Raw genomic sequence first — 18679 nt, forward strand, 5'->3', positions numbered from 1 at the left:
GAGAACTCCAAAGCCCTCGCCCATCTGGGTGGGGGCTTTTTCTTTTGCCCGATAGGCCTTGGATCTTCAGGCGCAAATGAAAAAGGGCGGGTCAATAACCCGCCCTTTGTTTGATGTGTATCGGTTGCTTATTCGCGGTTGCCGAACAGTTGCAGCAGGAACATGAACATATTGATGAAGTCCAGATACAGGCTCAGCGCGCCCATGATTGCGGCCTTGCCCAACCATTCCTGATCGCCCGAATGGGCCATTTGCAGGTAGGTTGTCTTGATGTTCTGCGTGTCATACGCGGTCAGGCCTGCGAAGATCAGGACACCCAGAACGGAAACTGCGAACGCGATGGCCGACGAGGCGATGAAGATGTTCACAACGGACGCAACGATCAGGCCGATCACGCCCATGATCAGGAATGTGCCCATGGCCGACAGGTCTTTTTTGGTCGTATAGCCATACAGCGAAAGGCCGGCAAAGGCGATCGAGGTGATTAGGAAGACTTGGATGATCGACTGACCGGTGAAGACCAGGAAAATCCAGCTGATCGAAATACCCATCACTGCGGCGAAGGTGTAGAACACCAGCTGAGCCGCTGCTGCCGACAGACGGTTGATTGCTGCGCCAAAGCCGAACACAAAAGCCAGCGGGGCAAACATGATCACCCATTTCAGGGGCGATGTGAACAAGGTCGCGCCGAATTGGGTCAGATACGTGTTCGCGCTGATCTGGTATTCGGTCGGAACGCTGGATACAGCCATGCCGGCAATCGCCCATGCAGCAGCAAAAGTAATCAGCATGCCCACGGACATGGTGCCGTAGACTTTATTCATATGGGCGCGCAGGCCCTCGTCAATCTGGGCAGCGCGCGCGCCGGCCGCCGTCCGGATCGTGTCAAATTGTGCCATAAAAGGGTCTCCCTTCGTTAATTCTTTGGTGCGTCTGCAAGCGAGACGCCTTCCCCGCAAATATCGGCAAGTGGGGGCTGTGTTTCAAGAGTTTAACGCTGGAAACTGGCTAAAACACGCAACAAAAATGGCGACCTGCTGACGCGGGTCGCCATTGATGAGAAAAAGATACATTCAGAAATTACTTTTGCCAGAAATCCGGCGCATCCCAAATGGGGCGAGCAGCCTCGGCTTCGGCTTGTTCGCGGGTGATACCGATGTCTTTCAATGCGCGGTCGTCCAATCGGGCCAGCTTGTGGCGCTGGCGAAGCAGGGATAAGGCGTCCAACAGAGTCAAAACGGAAAACCGGCGATGCGGTTTGCAGCGGGATGTCAGCGCAATCTGGGTCATAGGTATTGTCCTTTCTTTCATTTCCGATGATTTTTAGAATTTCCATCAACTTCCTTGATCTATATGTCCCGATATGACACATTTTAAAAATGAATATTTTTGACGGAATGCATAAGGGATCGTGAAGATGAGAAATCTGGACATCACCACTCTGCGCTCATTCGTGGCGGTTGCCGATCAAGGCGGCGTAACGCGGGCAGCCGGTTTTTTGCACCTGACGCAATCTGCGGTATCGATGCAGTTGAAACGGCTGGAGGAACTGCTGGGGCTTGAGTTGCTGGACCGCAGCGGACGCACAATTGCGCTGACGGCATCGGGGGAGCAACTGCTGGCTTATGCACGCCGCATGATTGCGTTGAATGACGAGGTGATCTCGAAGCTCACCGATCAGGCGTTCGAGGGCGAGGTCGTTCTGGGTGTGCCGCACGACATCGTTTACCCCGCGATTCCAAGGGTTCTGAAGCGATTCAACGCTGATTTCCCACGCGTGAAGGTACAGTTGTTCTCGTCGTTTTCGATGCAGCTGAAAGAGATGTATAGGAAAGGCGAATGCGATCTGATCCTGACGACGGAATCAAACGCCGCGGAAGGGGCGGAAACGATTGCCGAATTGCCTCTGCGCTGGGTTGGCGCGCCGGGTGGGTCGGCATGGCGCAAGCGACCGATCCCCTTGGCTGAGGGGCGACGCTGTCTGTTTCGGCCCAAGGTCATCAGCGCACTGGACGGAGCCGATATTCCTTGGGAACTGGCCGTTGATTCCGAAGATGACCGCACCATCGAGGCCACGGTCAGCGCCGATCTGGCTGTCTCGGCCATGCTGGAAGGCACTGAGGCCGCCCATCTTGAGCTGATCGAATCGGGCGGTGCTCTTCCTGATCTACCGGTTCAAATGATCAACCTTTACGGCGGCGACTCGGGTCGCGGGGAAATCATCGAAGCCCTGGCGGCGCTGGTACGACAGAATTTCCGCATCATGGCGGGGACACCGTTGAAGGCTGTCGCGGGCTAGGGTGTGATGACGACCTTGCCTGTGGCCGCACGGTCCCTCAGCAGTTGCAGGCCTTGCGCGGCCTCGGTCAGGGGCAGGGTATGGCTGATATGGGGTTTGATTTTCCCCTCCGAATGCCAGCGAAATAGGGTGGCGAAGCTGTCCTGCACGATCTGAGGGCGGAATCTCAGATAGCCGCCGATGTAAAAGCCGATGACAGTCAAGTTCTTGACCAGAAGGTGATTGGCGGGGATTTGTGGCACGTCGCCGCCCGCGAACCCGATGGGCAGCAGACGGCCCTCGGGATTAGTGGCACGAAAGGCGGCCTGGAACACGTCGCCGCCGATGGCGTCATAGACCACATCGGCGCCACCCAATTCCTTCACGCGCGACCGAAGATCTTCGGAGGCGTCAATCAGGTGATCGGCTCCTGCGGTGCGCGCGACCTCCAGCTTTTCCGCCCCGCGCGCCTGCGCAATCACCGTGGCCCCCATCAACTTGCCGATTTCGACAGCCGTCAATCCGACGCCACCAGCAGCCCCTGTGACCAGCAAGGTTTCACCCGGCTGCAATCGGGCGCGGTGATCCAGCGCAATGTGACTGGTTCCATATGCAATTTGGATGGCGGCGGCGTCCTCAAAGCTCGTCGAAGCGGGTAGGGGGATCGCACGATCTGCGTCGAACACCCCAAATTCCGCCAAACCGCCCTGACCTGAATAGACAGCCACACGATCCCCTACGGACAAGGTTGTCACATCCGGGCCAAGCTGATCGACAACACCAGAAATTTCCATCCCTTGCGTGAAGGGGGCTGAGGGGGTGTCCTGATAGGTGCCCTTCTGCATCAGCAGATCCGCGAAGTTCAGACCGCAGGCCTTGATGGCGACGCGAATCTGCCCTGGACCAGGGTCAGGGAGCGCGATATCGCACAGCTGAGCGTCCGCGCCTTTCGATGAGATTCTGTAGGCCAGCATAAAGGTGCTCCGTGATTTTGGGCGGAGTAGATTCGTTTTCTGGTTGAATTGTCAATCAGTGACCTTGCGCGCAAAAAACTGGCACGAACGCTAATATATACATAATGCAATAAACATAGAGGTATTATGTGTGCGCATCGCACAACCACAAATCCTTACCCTTGAAATCTTACTCAACCTTCTTGAAAAAAAAACGCAAATAGGGCAATAGTGCGCTATGGTGCTGATTTGGGGGCATGTTCCAACTTAGTGAGCGGTTAAGAACTGCTCGTTAGTTATGCGATGATGAAATATATCGCACGTCCCCGGTAGTTGTGTAGTAGAGGAGAATACCAATGACCCATCACGTCGATGTCCATGTGGGCAAGCGCGTCCGGCATCGCCGCTGGCTGATTGGAATGACCCAGCAGCAACTGGCGCAGCAAGTTGGTATCAAGTTCCAGCAGATTCAGAAATACGAAACGGGTGCGAACCGCATCAGTGCGTCGCGTTTGTGGGACATCGCCGAAGCGCTGGATGTTCCGGTCAGCTTTTTCTTCGAAGGTTTGGAAGAGGCTGAGAAGGAAACCTCAAGCAAGAAATCGGTGCCTGCTGATCTGATGGGAGACAAAGAGGCGTTGGATTTGGTTCGGTCCTACTATGCGATCCCGGAAAACCAGCGCCGTCGACTGTTCGAACTGGCGCGTGTTCTCAGCGACGTTGCCTGATTAAGCGGGTTGACTTTGATGCGTGTGCCCCGCACGGGTAGCGCATGACACAGCCTATTCTGACCGATCTGGACGTAGCAGAAGAAATGGCCGACGCAGCGCGCGCGGCCATTCTTCCGTTTTTCCGCCAAGCAAATCTGGAAACCTCGAACAAGCTGTCACAGGGGTTCGATCCGGTGACGATCGCCGATCGTGAGGCCGAGCGTGTAATGCGCGACATTCTGGCCAAACATCGCCCTGATGACGGAATTTTGGGAGAAGAATTCGGTCAGGTGCAGGGCAGCAGCGGCAGAACCTGGGTCTTGGACCCGATCGACGGCACGCGCGGGTTCATCAGCGGGACACCCACATGGGGTGTTCTGATTGCGCTCAGCAGCGCTGACGGGCCGATCATGGGGGTCATTGATCAGCCCTATATTGGTGAACGGTTCGTGGGCTCGGTCGATATCGCGCAGGTCAGCGGACCCACGGGAACCCGGCCTTTGGACACGCGGGCGACATCCTCGCTGGATCAGGCCATCGTGTTCACCACTTTCCCCGAGGTCGGCACCCCGGAAGAACGCGCCGGGTTCGAGGCCGTGGCGCGGCACGCGCGCCTCACGCGATATGGCATGGATTGCTACGCCTATGCCTTGCTGGCCGCCGGGCAGGTGGATCTGGTGATCGAGGCCGGTTTGCACGCCTATGACATCCAGGCACCCATTGCCGTGATCGAGGCCGCTGGCGGCATCGTCACCGACTGGCAGGGTGGTCCCGCCCACGACGGCGGTCGCGCTCTGGCAGCGGCCAATGCCGATCTGCACGCCGCTGCGCTGGATATCTTGCGCCAATACTGAATCCGGTTGCCCGGACCTGCCCGGTCGGTTATTTTCTGCCCGGTTGGTTCTTACGCCCGTTTTCCGCCAGCCCGCATTCTCCAAGCATGAGACGGGTTGATGCGACGGAGGGGCGAGATGACCGAAATCCTTATCAAACACGCAGATACCATCCTCACGATGGATGACACGCGCCGCGAATTGCGCGGGGCCGATATTCTGATCCAAAACGGTCAGATTGCGCAGATCGGGCGGCGCCTGACCACGACCGGAGAAATCCATGACGCGTCAGGATGCGTGGTGACACCTGGTTTGGTGAATACACATCACCATCTTTACCAAACCCTAACCCGCGCCGTACCTGGCGGGCAGGATGCGCTGCTCTTTGGTTGGCTGAAAACGCTCTACCCCATCTGGGCACGGTTCGGACCGGATGAAATGTTTACCTCAGCCCAGATTGGGTTGGCCGAATTGGCACTGTCAGGCTGTACACTTAGCTCGGACCACTTGTACCTCTACCCCAACGGTGCACGGCTGGACGACACCATCGCCGCCGCCGTCGAGGTCGGCCTGCGTTTCCACCCGACCCGTGGCGCGATGAGCATCGGTGAAAGCGATGGTGGCCTGCCCCCGGATGCGCTGATCGAAACCGAGGATGCAATCCTCAACGATATGATCCGCGTCGTCGACGCCTTTCATGATGCGTCCGAAGGCGCAATGTGCCGGGTCGGCCTGGCTCCATGCTCTCCGTTTTCGGTTAGCCGTGACCTGATGCGCGACACAGCCGTACTGGCGCGAGACAAGGGCGTGATGCTGCACACTCATCTTGCCGAAAACGATGAGGATATCGCCTATTCCCAGGCGCAATTCGGCTGCCGCCCCGGTCAATACGCCGAAGATCTGGGCTGGACCGGCCCCGATGTGTGGCACGCCCATTGCGTCAAGCTGGACGGGGCCGAGATCGACCTATTCGCCCGCACACAGACCGGCGTTGCCCATTGCCCCTGTTCAAACTGTCGGCTGGGCTCAGGGATCGCGCCGGTTCGGAAAATGCGCGATTGCGGCGTGCCAGTTGGGCTGGGCGCGGATGGCTCGGCCAGCAATGACAATGGCAGCCTGGTGCTCGAGGCGCGACAGGCCATGCTCCTCCAACGGGTCGCCGATGGCGCGGATGCGATGTCCTCCCGCGAGGCGCTTGAAATCGCAACCCGAGGCGGTGCTGATGTCCTCAACCGCCCCGATTGCGGCCGGTTAGCGCCGGGCAAGCGCGCAGATATCGCCATCTGGGACATAGGCGGTATCGAAAGCGCAGGCAGTTGGGACCCGGCGGCGCTGTTGCTGTCCGGGCCGATGAAGGTGAAACATTTGTTCGTCGAAGGCCGCCAAATCGTGCGCGGCGGGGCTATCACCACTCTGGACCTGCCACGTGTGATCGAACGGCAAAACGCGCTGGCGCGAGCCCTGCAAAGCTGAAACTCTTCTTCTGTTCAAAAATACCTCCGCCGGAGGCATGCGCCGCAAGGCGCATTCCCTCACGCGACAGCGGCCCCACCGATCCAAACCTCGGCAATGGCGCGATCATCCCCCATCATGATGGTCGGGAAGATCGCCTCCCATATATCATCCGCACAAGCCTCGCGCTGCGCGATGGCCGGGGTCGAGGCCAGATCAAGCACGACCAGATCCGCCTCCATCCCCAGTGCGATATTGCCAATCCGATCGTCCAACCGCAGCGACCGCGCCGATCCGACCGTGCCCAACCACAACAGTTGCGCCGCATGCAGAGGCGCGCCGCGCAGTTGTCCGATCTCATAGGCCGAGGCCATTGTATGCAGCATCGAGAAACTCGACCCGCCGCCCGTATCCGTGGCCAACCCGACCCGATGCCCGTCATGCATCAATCCGGTCATATCGAACAGGCCCGAGCCAATGAAGGTGTTCGAGGTCGGGCAATGGATCAGCGCCGCGTCCACCTCGCGCAGGCGGTCGCGCTCGCGCGCCTCCAGATGGATGACGTGACCATAGACCCCATGCGAACCCAGAAGACCGAATTTCTCGTAAGTATCCAGATAGTCGCGCGCCTCGGGAAACAACTCGCGGACCCAGGCGATTTCATCCGTTTGTTCACTCAGATGGGTCTGCATTAGACAATGAGGGTGCTCGGCCCACAGCGCGCCCATCGCCTCAAGCTGTTCAGGCGTGGATGTCGGTGAAAACCGCGGTGTGATAGCATAGGTTAAACGGTCAACACGATGCCATTTCTCTAGCAATACCTCCGATTGGTCATAGGCCGTTTTCGCAGTGTCCCGCAGCCCCTCGGGCGCGTTGCGGTCCATGCAGGTCTTGCCTGCCACCACACGCTGGTTGCGCGCTTGTGCAGCCGCAAAGAACGCATCGACGCTTTCGGGGTGAATGGTGCAAAAGCTGCACATTGTCGTGGTGCCATGGGCCGCTGTTAGGTCCAGATAGCGGTTTGCAATTTCGGCGGCATAGGTCGGGTCGCCGAACTTCATCTCTTCGGGGAAGGTATAGGTGTTCAACCAGTCGATCAGACGCTTGCCCCAGCTGGCAATCATCGCGGTCTGTGGATAGTGCACATGCGCGTCCACAAATCCGGCCATGATCACGTGCTGGCCGTGATCGACCACCTGCGCGTCGGGATGCGCAGAGCGCAGCGTATCGGCATCACCCACCGCGGCGATATGGCCACCCTCGACCACCACTGCTTCGCTGAACTCAACGGCGTCGGTTGGCTCGCCCTCGAACGGGGAACCGGTAAAGCTGAGCACACGCCCTTTCAGCAGCGTTTTCTGCGCCATTTTCATTCATCTCCGCCTGTATGGGACCGTCAAATAGCATAGGCGCGGGAAACTTCTGGGTAAATCGGCGCATTGTCATTGTTTTCCGGTAGCTGCTTCTTCTATTTAAAGGGCAATGACCGAAGGATAGCGGGGGCAGACATGACCACAGGCATTGACGAACCCCAAGTCGAGTCGACCAGTGACGACGACGTTTATGCGCTGGACCCGAAGGCTATCACGGCAATTCTTTATGCTGTCGATGTGGATGACCGCGACAAGCTGGTTGAGCTTATGGAGCCGCTGCACGCCGCTGACATCGCCGACCTTCTGGAACAGATCAACCCGTACGACCGCGCCCAGCTGATCCGGCTGTATGACAAAGAGTTCGACGGCGACATCTTGTCCGAACTTGACGAGGCCGTGCGGGAAGAGATCATCGGCATTCTCAAGCCCGACGTTCTCGCCGACGCCGTGCGCGAGATGGAAAGCGACGATGTTGTCGACTTGCTGGAGGACCTCGAAGAGCCGCAGCAAGAGGCCATTCTGGACGCGCTGGAGGATTCCGAGCGGATCGCGGCAGAGCAGGCGCTGTCTTACCCCGAGAACTCGGCCGGTCGCCTCATGCAGCGCGAAGTGGTCATGTCGCCCGAACATTGGACGGTGGGTCAGGCCATCGATTTCATGCGCGCCAATGACGATCTGCCCGAGCAATTCTACTATGTCGTCATGGTCGATCCGCGCCTGAAACCTGTGGCGCAGGTGACACTGGGCAAGCTTATGGCGGCGCGCCGCGAAGTGCGGCTGGCCGATCTGGCCGATGAAGAGCTGCACATTATTCCGGTCGATCAGGATGAAGAGGACGTGGCCTATGCGTTCAACCAGTACCACCTGATCTCGGCCCCGGTGGTGGATGCTGATGGGCGGTTGGTTGGTGTCATTACCATCGACGACGCCATGGTGGTTCTGGATGAAGAGCACGAGGAAGATATCCTGCGTTTGGCTGGGGTTAGCGACGAAAGCTCAATCTCGGACAGTGTGGCGAATACCAGCAAGCGACGGCTGCCGTGGTTGGCGGTGAATCTGTGCACGGCGATCTGTGCCTCGCTGGTGATTTCGCAATTCGAGGCAGCAATTGATCAGCTGGTGGCGCTGGCGATCCTGATGCCGATCGTGGCTTCGATGGGGGGCAATGCAGGTACGCAGTCGCTTACAGTCGCGGTGCGAGCGCTGGCGACGCGCGACCTGACCAACGCCAACGTGATGAGGGTGATCCGGCGGGAATTGCTGGTGGGACTTCTGAACGGGCTGTGTTTTGCCATCGTGCTGGGCACGGTTGGGATGATGTGGTTTGATTCTCCGATGCTGGGTGTCGTGATCGGGTCGGCCTTGGTCGTGAACATGGTGATCGCGGGGTTTGCGGGTACGGTAGTACCGGTGGTGCTGGATCGTCTGGGCGTTGACCCGGCGCTGGCGTCGGGGACCTTTGTGACGACGACAACGGATGTCATGGGGTTCTTCATCTTTCTGGGACTTGCCAGCGTGGTGCTACTGTGACCGATCTGACCGAAATCAAAGCCGCCGCGCGCAAGGCGGCCTTTGCGCGTCGAAAGGCTGCCTTTGACACGCGACTTCCCGGTGCGGCAGGGCGTTTGTCCGAAGTGTTGGCCGGGCACCGGGGCGTGCCGATCTCGGGCTACATGCCCATCCGCACCGAGATTGATCCGCTGCCCGCCATGGCCGAGGCTTCGGCCTATGGTCCGGTCGGCGTGCCCGTGATCCAAGCTGCCGCGCAGCCGCTGAAGTTTTCGCACTGGACCCCCGAAGGCGCTCTAAAAGACGGCCCTTTCGGGGCCAAGGTGCCGGAGGTCGACGATTATTTTGACCCGGAAATCCTGATCGTGCCGCTGGTGGCCTTTGATGCGCAGGGTGGACGGCTGGGCTATGGCGGTGGATTCTATGACCGCACGCTGGAGGGACTGCGCGCCAAACGCCCGACACTGGCCATTGGTTTCGCCTTTGACGCACAAGAGGCCGAGGGCCTGCCGCTGGAGCCGACCGATCAGCCCTTGGACATGGTGATCACGGAAAGCCGGGTTCTGACGTTTTAACGCCGCTCACCCCGCATGGTTTTCGCGGAAATACTCCCACGCATCCAAATCGCGCCCATCGGGCAGGGTACACCGCCCGCTTTGGCCATCGGCCCCGTCGACAATGCGATATTCGCCGCCGCTTTCGACACAGAACGTCGCCGCAGGGTTGGCCAGTTGTGCCGAGTTATCAGACGCAGGTTCGCATGCAGCGAGGGGGATCAGCAGAAGGGCAGGTAGGTATAGGCGGGTCATGAAACGCTCCGATGAATGGTATTGGCAGTTTATGACATGAGTTTAACCACTTGTGCTCGGCTATTGCCACACTTAGGACGGTTCGTATGAGGATACTATTTCTGGGTGACGTCATGGGCCGCGCCGGGCGTGCGGCGATCCAACAACATCTGCCGCGTCTGCGCGACGAATGGCGGCTGGATTTTGTTGTGGTAAATGGCGAGAACGCCTCGAACGGGATGGGGCTGACCGGCGATCACGCCAAGCTGCTGCTGGATGCCGGCGCCGATTGCCTGACGCTGGGCGATCACGCGTTCGACCAGAAAGATATGCTTCAATTCATCGAGAAAGAGTCCCGCATCGTGCGGCCGGTAAATTTCGCCAAAGGCGCGCCGGGGCGGGGGCATCGCCTGTATACCGCGCCGGGCGGGCGCAAGGTTCTGGTGGTGCAGGTGCTGGGGCAGGTCTTCATGAAACGGCCCTTTGATGATCCGTTCTCGGCCATCGAGCCGATCCTGAAATCCCACCCGCGCGGTGGTCAGGCGCAAGCAATCATTGTCGATATGCATTGTGAGGCCACATCCGAGAAGATGGCCATGGGTCATTATTGCGATAAACGCGCCAGCCTTGTGGTCGGCACGCATACCCATGTGCCAACGGCAGATGCGCAGATTCTGCCCAATGGAACCGCCTATCTGACCGATGCTGGGATGTGTGGCGATTACGACTCGGTCATCGGCATGGACAAGGTCGAACCGATGCGTCGCTTTATCACCGGAATGCCCAAAGCCCGATTTACCCCCGCCGATGGCGAGGCAACGCTCAGCGGCGTGTTTGTCGAGACTGATGACCGCACCGGAGAGGCAAAATCTGTGCAAATGGTGCGCGTTGGCGGGCGTTTGCAGCAAGCAGGGCCGCAGTAAGGCTTGCTCTGTCCATCCCAATGCGTGAAACTGCCTGACGAGCGCGCAGCTCGGGTCAGGGTTCGGACATAAACCAAGAATGCAACTCCTCCAGCTTTCAGAAACAGGCAGCGCGATACTTGCGCTCTTGGTTGTCGCGGGCATGTTCATCATGTTCCTGCGTGAGGTTTACCCGACCGAGGTAGTCGCCATCGGCGGCGTGGCCGTGATGCTGGTAACGGGCATTCTGCCCTATCAAAGCGCGCTGGCCGTGCTGTCCAACCCCGCACCTTGGACCATTGCCGCGATGTTCATCATCATGGGGGCTTTGGTGCGCACGGGTGCGCTGGATGCGTTCACCTCAACCGCGCAGAAACAGGCGCAGGTCAACCCAAGGATTGCCATTGGTCTGTTGATGGGGTTTGTGGTGCTGGCCTCGGCCGTGGTGTCGAACACGCCGGTTGTGGTTGTGATGATCCCGGTCTTTGTCCAGATCGCCCGCACGCTGAACGTGCCTGCGTCGAAATTGCTGATCCCGCTCAGCTATGCGGCGATTCTTGGGGGTACGCTGACGTTGATCGGCACCTCGACCAACCTGCTGGTGGACGGTGTAGCCCGGTCGCAGGGTATGGCTCCCTTCACCATTTTCGAGGTCACTCCGCTGGGTGTTGCGCTGGTGATCTATGGCATGGTCTACCTGCGGTTCATCGCGCCACGTCTGCTGCCGGATCGTGACAGCATGGCGACGCTTCTGTCCGACCGCTCAAAGATGAAATTCTTTACCGAGGCCGTCATCCCTCCCGAAAGCAACCTGATCGGGCGCGAAGTAACGGGCGTACAGCTCTTCAAACGCCCCGGCGTCCGACTGATCGACGTGATCCGAGGCGACGAGTCATTGCGCCGCAACCTTAAAGGCGTCGAGCTGAAGCTGGGCGACCGCGTGGTTCTGCGCACCGAAATGACGGAACTGCTGAGTCTGCAAAGCAACAAGGAACTCAAGCGCGTCGACCAGGTTTCGGCGGTCGAGACCAAGACAGTCGAGGTTCTGATCACCCCCGGCTGCCGCATGGTTGGCCGGACACTGGGCGCAATGCGTCTGCGGCGACGTTATGGTGTCTATGTGCTGGCGGTGCATCGCCGGAACCAGAATATCGGGCGCCAACTGGATGATCTGGTGGTGCGCGTAGGCGATACGCTGCTGCTGGAGGGCGCACCTGAAGACATCCAAAGGCTGGCCGCTGATATGGATATGGTCGACGTCTCACAGCCCTCGGCCCGCGCGTTCCGCCGCAGCCATGCGCCGATTGCCATCGGTGCGCTGGTCGGGATCGTGGCTCTGGCCGCGCTGGGCGTTGCACCGATCCTTCTGCTTTCCATTCTGGCGGTCGCGATGGTGCTGCTGACTCGCTGTATCGACGCGGATGAGGCGTTTTCCTTTGTCGAAGGTCGCCTGCTGGCGCTGATCTTCTCGATGCTGGCGATTGGCGCAGCGTTAGACAAATCCGGCGCAGTGTCGCTGATTGTCGAAGCGGTCGCACCGGGCCTCAGCGCCCTGCCGCCTTTCCTGATCATCTGGGCCGTGTATCTGTTGACCTCGGTGCTGACCGAGCTGGTCTCGAACAACGCGGTGGCCGTGGTGGTGACCCCGATTGCCATCGGGCTGGCGCAAGCGGTGGGCATCGACCCGCGTCCGTTGGTGGTGGCAGTGATGGTGGCGGCCTCGGCCTCATTTGCGACGCCCATCGGATACCAGACCAACATGATGGTTTATGGCCCCGGTGGGTACCGTTTCACCGATTTCCTTAAGGTCGGGGTGCCATTGAACCTGACAGTGGGCTTGCTGGCATCGCTGCTGATTCCGTTGATCTGGCCGCTTTAAAGACGGCGCGATTTTGCCGACAAGGGTTTGCGCCACTTGTAAATACAGTTACCGTAACAATCTTTTCATCAAATGCGAATGTGAAAGGATTGGATCATGCCTTTTCCAAAACTCGGCCAAGCCATCGTCGTAGGCGCAGTGGCGCTAACCATTTTAGGTAGTCAGAGCCATGCAGGTACCGTCACAGGAACTGCAACCTACCGCGAGCGGATCGCGGTGGCACCGGATGCGACGCTATATGTTGAGTTGCAAGATATTTCCCTCGCGGATGCCCCCGCTGTCACGCTGGCATCGCAGCGCTATGCCTTGACAGGTGTACCGGCTGAATACGCGCTGACCTATGATGATGCGCTGATCCAGGACGGCAGGACTTATGCCGTCCGAGGTTCAATCTATCACGGCAACAAATTGCTGTTCACGACGGATACGGTGAACCCTGTCCTGACACGGGGTGGTGGAGATACCGCTGATCTTGTGCTCGTGAAGGTTTCTCCGAAAGCAACCGTCAGTCTGGACAACACCAACTGGACGGCAATCGGCATCAACGGTGATGTGGTCGAAGCGCAACGCCCGCCGCAAATCACCTTCGAACAAGAAGGTGCATTCGGCGGTACAGGCGGGTGCAACAGATTTTCGGGTCAGGCTGAAATCAGCGGTGACAGCCTGAGCTTTCCCGACAACATGGCCGCCACCCTGATGGCATGCCCGCCCGAGCTTGAAGAAGTCGAAGATCAATTCCTGGCCGCGCTTCAGACCGTAACCCGCTATGCGGTCGCAGGGGACAGCCTGGTGATGCTGGACGCAGGCGGTGAGCCCGTTTTGAAATTCGTCCGGGCCGAGTAATCAGGCCACAGCGCGCGACCGTCCGGCATTGCGGCCCGAGAAGATGCAGCCGCCCAGAAATGTGCCCTCAAGCGCGTTGTAGCCGTGATAGCCGCCACCGCCAAAGCCTGCGACTTCTCCGGCCGCGAACAGGCCGGGAACGACCTGACCATCTGCCCCAATCATCTGGCTGTCGAGGTTGGTCTGCAACCCTCCCAACGTCTTGCGCGTCAGAACGTGGAGCTTGACCGCGATTAAAGGACCGTTGTTCGGGTCAAGGAACTTATGCGGCTTGGCTGTGCGGATCAGCCGGTCGCCACGATAGTTACGCGCGGCCAGAACGGCGGCTATCTGGGCATCTTTGGTGAAGGGGTTATCAACCTGTGAATCCCGCGCCTCTATCTGGGCGCGCAGATGAGCCTCATCGATCGGGGCGTCGCCCATCTGGTTCATGCCGCTGACCAGTTCGGTCAAAGTGTTGGCGACGATGAAGTCTTCACCATGCTGTTTGAACGCTTCGACCGGCGCGGTGGCCTTTGAACCGGTCAGCACGCGCTGAAACAGCACTTCGCGCCAACCACCTTCGGTCATGTCGGGGTTCTGTTCGGACCCTGACAGGGCGAATTCCTTTTTGATCACCTTCTGAGTGAGCACGAACCAGCTGTATTCATAGCCGGTTTTTAGGATTTCCTTTAGCGTACCCAGCGTGTCAAACCCCGGTAAACAGGGCGGCTTCATCCGGTTGCCGGTCGCGTCAAACCACATCGAACTAGGGCCGGGCAGGATGCGAATGCCGTGCGAAGGCCAGATCGGATTCCAGTTCCGCACGCCTTCGGTGTAATGCCACATCCGGTCGCCATTGATCACATGACCGCCCGCCTTCTCGCTGATGGCAATCATACGGCCATCGACGTGAAAGGGGACACCTGCGACCATATCCTTGGGCGGCTCCCCCAGCCGATCACGTGGCCAGTTCTTGCGCACCATCTCGAAATTGCCACCAATGCCGCCAGAGCTGACAATGACCGAAGGCGCGTAGACCTCAAACTCACCCACTTCGTCGCGGTTGGTCTTGGCCCCGTGCTGGGCGGTGTCGTCGGCCAGAACCTCGCCCGAGACCCCCTTGGCGCAGCCGTTCTGCATGATGATATGGCTGACCTGATGGCGGAATTTTAGCTCGACCAGTCCACTATCTACATGTTCGCGTACGCGGCGGATGAAATGTTCCAGCACGCCCGGCCCGGTGCCCCATGTGATGTGGAACCGAGGGACCGAGTTGCCGTGACCATCCGCATAGGACCCGCCGCGTTCAGCCCAGCCGACCACCGGAAACCAGCGCAGGCCCATGTCATGCAGCCAAGGACGCATCTCGCCAGCCGCGAATTCCACATAGGCCTCGGCCCATTTGCGCGGCCATGCGTCCTCATCCCGGTGGAACTGCGCACTGCCCATCCAGTCCCGCAAGGCCAGATCATGACTGTCGCGAATGCCCATGCGGCGCTGTTCTGGAGTGTCGATCATGAACAAGCCACCAAGGCTCCAAAATGCTTGCCCGCCCAAAAAATGCGCGGGTTCCTGATCGACGATAATTACCTTTTTGCCCCGGTCGCCCAACTCTGCAGCGGCAGCCAGCCCCGCCAGACCGGCCCCAACGACGATGGCATCTGCTGTGTTCTTGGTCATGTAGCGTCCTTTCAGCGGCGGCGGAACCAGAGGATGAAGGGCAGGGCCACCGCATACATGGTGATCCCGTAGACGGCGGAAGGCAGGGCCAATGGGCTGAACCCGCTTTCCGTCCCGGTGATCAGCGCAGCCAGCGTGATGCCCAGAGTCGAGTTCTGAATGCCAGTTTCGATTGAGACAGTCTTAGCCTCATTCCAAGACAGGTTCGCGACCCGCGCCAGCCCCAGCCCGATGAGCAGCAGGCCAAGGTTCAGAGTGATCAGCCCAGCCCCCATGATCCCAAGGTTATCGACAAAGAGTTGCCAATTCCCTGCCAGCGCCGCGAGCACGACCAGAACAAACAGCGTGGTCGCCAGCTTGGACAATCCGGGTTCGATCCGATTGGCAAATTCGATTGCAAAATGGCGGATGCTGACGCCGATGGCGACGGGAAGGGTGGTGATCAGGAACATGGCGATGGCCAGCCCGGTGATCGAGACCTCGGGCGCGTCGTCGCCCATGAAGTAGTTGATCGACCATGCCGCTAGAAAGGGTACGGTCAGCATCGACAATAGGCTGATCACCGCCGTCAGGCTGACCGACAGCGCCACGTCGCCCTTGGCCAGTTTGGAGAGAATGTTGCTGGTCACTCCGCCGGGGCAGAAGCTGAGGATCATGAACCCCACGGCAATCTCGGGCGGCAGCGCGAACAGCGCAACGGTCGCAAAAGCCGCGACCGGCAGTAACACGACCTGACACAGCGCGCCGATGGCAAAGGGGTAGCCGCGTGTCAGGACGCGGCGGAAATCTGCGATCTCAAGCCCGATGCCCAAAGACAACATGATGATGGCCAGCGACAGGGGCAAGCCGACAGATATGAGTAGATCCAAGAACAACTCCTCCCAAAGCCGTTCCGGTCAGCCTATGCGAGCGGTCCGCAATTGCGCAACCGCGCCGTTGGGTCAGCCATAGCGTTCCGCAAAACGGCGCAGGATCAGTGCCGGCTGGGTGACGTCGGCCGCGTGGCAGATGTCGATCAGGCGCTGGGCGTCTTCGGGCGGGAAATAGCCGTGATGCTTGTAGATGTTGATACGTTCCTCGAAGTCTTTTGCCTCGGCCTCGGGGTGGAACTGCGTGGCATAGACGTTGTGGCCAAAGCGGATCATCTGAAACGGGCAGGGGTCCGAGGCTAGCAGTTGCACGCAGCCATCGGGCAAGGCCTGCACAGCCTCTTTATGGCCGACAAAGGCGTCGAACGTATCGGCCAACCCGTTGGTGAGCGGGTCCTGGGCGCCATCCTCAGTCATGTGACAGGTCGAGGGGCCAACAGGTTCGCCGTATTGCGCCTTGCTGACCGAACCGCCCAGATGCGCGGCCAGTATTCCCAGACCATAACAGCAGCCCATGAACGGATGGTCCTGTGCGGTAATCTGCGGCATCAGTCCCATGATCGCTGCTTCGACCCGCGCATCGACCGCCGATTTTGTTGCCGGATCATCGCTGACACATCCGGGACCACCGCCGACGATCACACCGGCATAGTCGGTCACTTCCAGCCCCTCGGGCAGGTTCTCGCAATCCAGCCGGATGCGGTGCGTTCGCTCAGGCGTCAATCCGGTTTTGTCCAGGATCGAGGCATATTCGGCATCCGAGGCATCGGTTTCGGGACGCAGTTGCAGGATCAGAAATCGTTTCATACGCAGCCTTTACCCGTCACAACGGCCAGAACACAAGGATCGAGGGGATCGAGACCGCGATGATCAAAATCTCAAGCGGCAGCCCCATGCGCCAGTAGTCGCCGAAATGATAGCCGCCGGGGCCCAGAACCAGCGTGTTGTTCTTGTGGCCAATCGGCGTCAGAAACGCAGCCGAGGCCGCAACCGCGACCGTCATCAGGAACGGATCGGGCGAGACCTCCAGCGTGCGGGCCATCTGGATGCCCACTGGGGCGGCGACAATGGCTGTGGCGGTGTTGTTCAGCACATCCGACAGGGTCATGGTGACGACCATCAACACAGTCAGGATCGCCCAGGCGGGCAGGCCATCGGTCAGTTGGATCAGCGCATTTGCGATCAATTCAGTCCCGCCAGAAGTCTCCAATGCACTGCCGAGTGGGATCATCGACCCCAGCAGTACCACGACGGGCCATTCGATATGGTTGTAGATCTCGCTAATAGGCATGATCTTGGTCAGCACATAAGCCACCACGACCAGACCCAGCGCAATCGGCAGGTAGATCAGCCCGATACTGGCCGCCAGCACGGCCGCCCCGAACAGACCAATCGCCAGCCAAGACTTGTCATTGGCGGTCACGTTCAGGCCGCGCTCGGCCAGCGGCAGACAGCCCAGCCACTCGGTCACGTCCACGCTGCGGTCACGCGGACAGAGCAGCAACAGGATATCGCCCGCCTCAACCTCGGTCTTACGGACTTGCTGGGTGATCTGGCGGCCTTGGCGCGAGATGCCCATAAGCACTGTGCTTTGTCGCCATGCCAGCCCCAACCCTTGGGCGGTGCGCCCGGTGATACGGGCGTTCTCGGTGGCGACGACCTCGATCACCTCTAGCCCGTCGCCCTCGGCGGTCAGCAATTCCTGCCGCCGCGTGTCCGAGAAATCGAGGTTCAGCGCCGCGCGGAATTCGTCCAGCGCCTCGGGTCTGGCCTCCAGCACCAGCGCGTCGCCCGCGTGCAGTGTCGCATGGGCGGACCGCCCATAGCGGCGCTTGCCGTCCCGGATCAGGCCGATAATGGCGACGTCAGATTTCTCGGCGGTTTCGTATAATTCGCTGACACGCTTACCGATTTGGGGCGACTCGGGCGGGATGGTCAGTTCAGCGATATATTCGGCCAGCGCCTCGGTGCTTTCGGTCTGTAGGCCTCGATTTGGGATCAACCGCCAACCTATCAGAGCGACAAAGGCCAGACCGGCAATGGCCGCAATCCCGCCTACGGGGGCGAAATCGAACATTTGGAACGGCTCACCCAGCGTCTCTGCTCGGATCGAGGCGATGATGATGTTGGGCGGTGTGCCGATCAGTGTAACCATGCCACCCAGAATGGTAGCGAAACTCAGCGGCATGAGTGACAGGCCCACAGACCGTCCGGCCTTGCGTGCGGTCTGGATATCGACCGGCATCAAAAGCGCAAGTGCCGCGACGTTGTTCATGAAGGCCGACAGGACCGCGCCGATCCCGCCCATCAGCGCGATGTGGGCGCCAAGCCCGCGCGAGGCATCGACGAGCGAGCGAGTGATCAGAAACACCGCGCCCGAGCGCACCAGCCCGGCAGACACGACCAGAACCAACGCAACGATAATGGTTGCGGGATGGCCGAACCCGGCGAATGCGTTGTCCACGGGAACGACGCCCAGCACAACACCAATCATCAGCGCCGAAAAGGCAACCAGATCATATCGGAACCGCCCCCATAGAAGCATTCCGAAAACCGTGGCGAAAAGGGCAAAAAGAATAATTTGATCACTTGTCATGTCGCCACCATACCTGCGACGGGATATCGGGC

General features: G+C 59.6%; 18 protein-coding genes. 9 read left to right on the forward strand and 9 right to left on the reverse strand.

The genetic code is table 11. The features are described from left to right. Positions 1 to 128: 128 nt before the first annotated feature. The gene (locus tag AC2FJ6_RS06510; RefSeq protein ID WP_170769121.1) at positions 129 to 899 is read right to left on the reverse strand and encodes a Bax inhibitor-1/YccA family protein; all 771 of its coding nucleotides are present in this window, start codon (positions 897 to 899) and stop codon (positions 129 to 131) included. Positions 900 to 1080: 181 nt separating this feature from the next. Further along, positions 1081 to 1290 (reverse strand): DUF1127 domain-containing protein, encoded by a 210-nt coding sequence (locus AC2FJ6_RS06515; RefSeq protein ID WP_170769122.1) that lies wholly within the window; start codon positions 1288 to 1290, stop codon positions 1081 to 1083. 127 nt (positions 1291 to 1417) lie between these two features. On the opposite strand from AC2FJ6_RS06515, the gene AC2FJ6_RS06520 reads away from it, so the two are divergent. Next, a complete protein-coding gene (locus tag AC2FJ6_RS06520; RefSeq protein WP_170769123.1) occupies positions 1418 to 2299 on the forward strand; it encodes a LysR family transcriptional regulator in 882 nt (293 codons plus the stop codon). Here the strand turns inward: AC2FJ6_RS06520 and AC2FJ6_RS06525 are convergent. Then, positions 2296 to 3252, reverse strand: coding sequence for an NADPH:quinone oxidoreductase family protein (locus AC2FJ6_RS06525; protein ID WP_170783976.1), 957 nt, complete (start codon positions 3250 to 3252; stop codon positions 2296 to 2298). The two genes, AC2FJ6_RS06520 and AC2FJ6_RS06525, sit on opposite strands and share 4 nt — an antisense overlap. 335 nt (positions 3253 to 3587) lie before the next feature. Here AC2FJ6_RS06525 and AC2FJ6_RS06530 point away from each other — a divergent pair, with 335 nt between their 5' ends. The 3 genes from AC2FJ6_RS06530 to AC2FJ6_RS06540 all read left to right on the forward strand — a co-directional run bounded on the left by AC2FJ6_RS06530 (position 3588) and on the right by AC2FJ6_RS06540 (position 6247). After that, on the forward strand, positions 3588 to 3959 hold the full coding sequence (locus AC2FJ6_RS06530) for a helix-turn-helix domain-containing protein (RefSeq protein WP_170769125.1): 372 nt from the start codon (positions 3588 to 3590) through the stop codon (positions 3957 to 3959). Between the two features lie 44 nt (positions 3960 to 4003). Next, complete coding sequence (hisN, locus tag AC2FJ6_RS06535) at positions 4004 to 4795, forward strand: histidinol-phosphatase (protein WP_170769126.1); 792 nt, start codon at positions 4004 to 4006, stop codon at positions 4793 to 4795. 117 nt (positions 4796 to 4912) lie between these two features. After that, the gene (locus AC2FJ6_RS06540) at positions 4913 to 6247 is read left to right on the forward strand and encodes an 8-oxoguanine deaminase (protein WP_170769127.1); all 1335 of its coding nucleotides are present in this window, start codon (positions 4913 to 4915) and stop codon (positions 6245 to 6247) included. 59 nt (positions 6248 to 6306) lie between these two features. Here the strand turns inward: AC2FJ6_RS06540 and guaD are convergent, their stop codons facing one another. Beyond that, positions 6307 to 7593 (reverse strand): guanine deaminase, encoded by a 1287-nt coding sequence (guaD, locus tag AC2FJ6_RS06545; protein ID WP_170769824.1) that lies wholly within the window; start codon positions 7591 to 7593, stop codon positions 6307 to 6309. Between the two features lie 141 nt (positions 7594 to 7734). Here guaD and mgtE point away from each other — a divergent pair, with 141 nt between their 5' ends. After that, entirely contained in the window at positions 7735 to 9129 is a 1395-nt protein-coding gene (gene mgtE, locus AC2FJ6_RS06550) for a magnesium transporter (RefSeq protein ID WP_170769128.1), read from the forward strand. After that, complete coding sequence (locus AC2FJ6_RS06555; protein WP_170769129.1) at positions 9126 to 9683, forward strand: 5-formyltetrahydrofolate cyclo-ligase; 558 nt, start codon at positions 9126 to 9128, stop codon at positions 9681 to 9683. The genes mgtE and AC2FJ6_RS06555 overlap by 4 nt, the downstream gene beginning before the upstream one ends. Before the next feature lie 6 nt (positions 9684 to 9689). Here the strand turns inward: AC2FJ6_RS06555 and AC2FJ6_RS06560 are convergent, their stop codons facing one another. Then, positions 9690 to 9917 (reverse strand): putative hemolysin, encoded by a 228-nt coding sequence (locus AC2FJ6_RS06560; RefSeq protein WP_170769130.1) that lies wholly within the window; start codon positions 9915 to 9917, stop codon positions 9690 to 9692. A gap of 86 nt (positions 9918 to 10003) precedes the next feature. On the opposite strand from AC2FJ6_RS06560, the gene AC2FJ6_RS06565 reads away from it, so the two are divergent. From AC2FJ6_RS06565 to AC2FJ6_RS06575, 3 genes are all read left to right on the forward strand, one after another. Continuing rightward, positions 10004 to 10819 (forward strand): TIGR00282 family metallophosphoesterase, encoded by an 816-nt coding sequence (locus tag AC2FJ6_RS06565; protein ID WP_170769131.1) that lies wholly within the window; start codon positions 10004 to 10006, stop codon positions 10817 to 10819. A gap of 79 nt (positions 10820 to 10898) precedes the next feature. Then, on the forward strand, positions 10899 to 12677 hold the full coding sequence (locus tag AC2FJ6_RS06570; RefSeq protein ID WP_170769132.1) for an SLC13 family permease: 1779 nt from the start codon (positions 10899 to 10901) through the stop codon (positions 12675 to 12677). A 96-nt stretch (positions 12678 to 12773) separates the two neighbouring features. Continuing rightward, positions 12774 to 13520 (forward strand): YbaY family lipoprotein, encoded by a 747-nt coding sequence (locus AC2FJ6_RS06575; RefSeq protein WP_496668687.1) that lies wholly within the window; start codon positions 12774 to 12776, stop codon positions 13518 to 13520. Here the strand turns inward: AC2FJ6_RS06575 and AC2FJ6_RS06580 are convergent, their stop codons facing one another. The 4 genes from AC2FJ6_RS06580 to AC2FJ6_RS06595 form a co-directional block, all read right to left on the reverse strand. Further along, entirely contained in the window at positions 13521 to 15182 is a 1662-nt protein-coding gene (locus AC2FJ6_RS06580) for an FAD-binding dehydrogenase (protein WP_170769134.1), read from the reverse strand. It abuts the gene before it with no gap. Between the two features lie 11 nt (positions 15183 to 15193). After that, entirely contained in the window at positions 15194 to 16051 is an 858-nt protein-coding gene (locus tag AC2FJ6_RS06585; RefSeq protein ID WP_170769135.1) for a bile acid:sodium symporter family protein, read from the reverse strand. Positions 16052 to 16123: 72 nt separating this feature from the next. After that, entirely contained in the window at positions 16124 to 16858 is a 735-nt protein-coding gene (locus AC2FJ6_RS06590) for a glutamine amidotransferase (RefSeq protein ID WP_496668689.1), read from the reverse strand. Positions 16859 to 16874: 16 nt separating this feature from the next. Beyond that, entirely contained in the window at positions 16875 to 18647 is a 1773-nt protein-coding gene (locus tag AC2FJ6_RS06595; protein ID WP_486533228.1) for an SLC13 family permease, read from the reverse strand. Positions 18648 to 18679 lie beyond the last annotated feature (32 nt).

The sequence above is a fragment of the Ruegeria sp. CDSA089 genome, assembly GCF_059612205.1.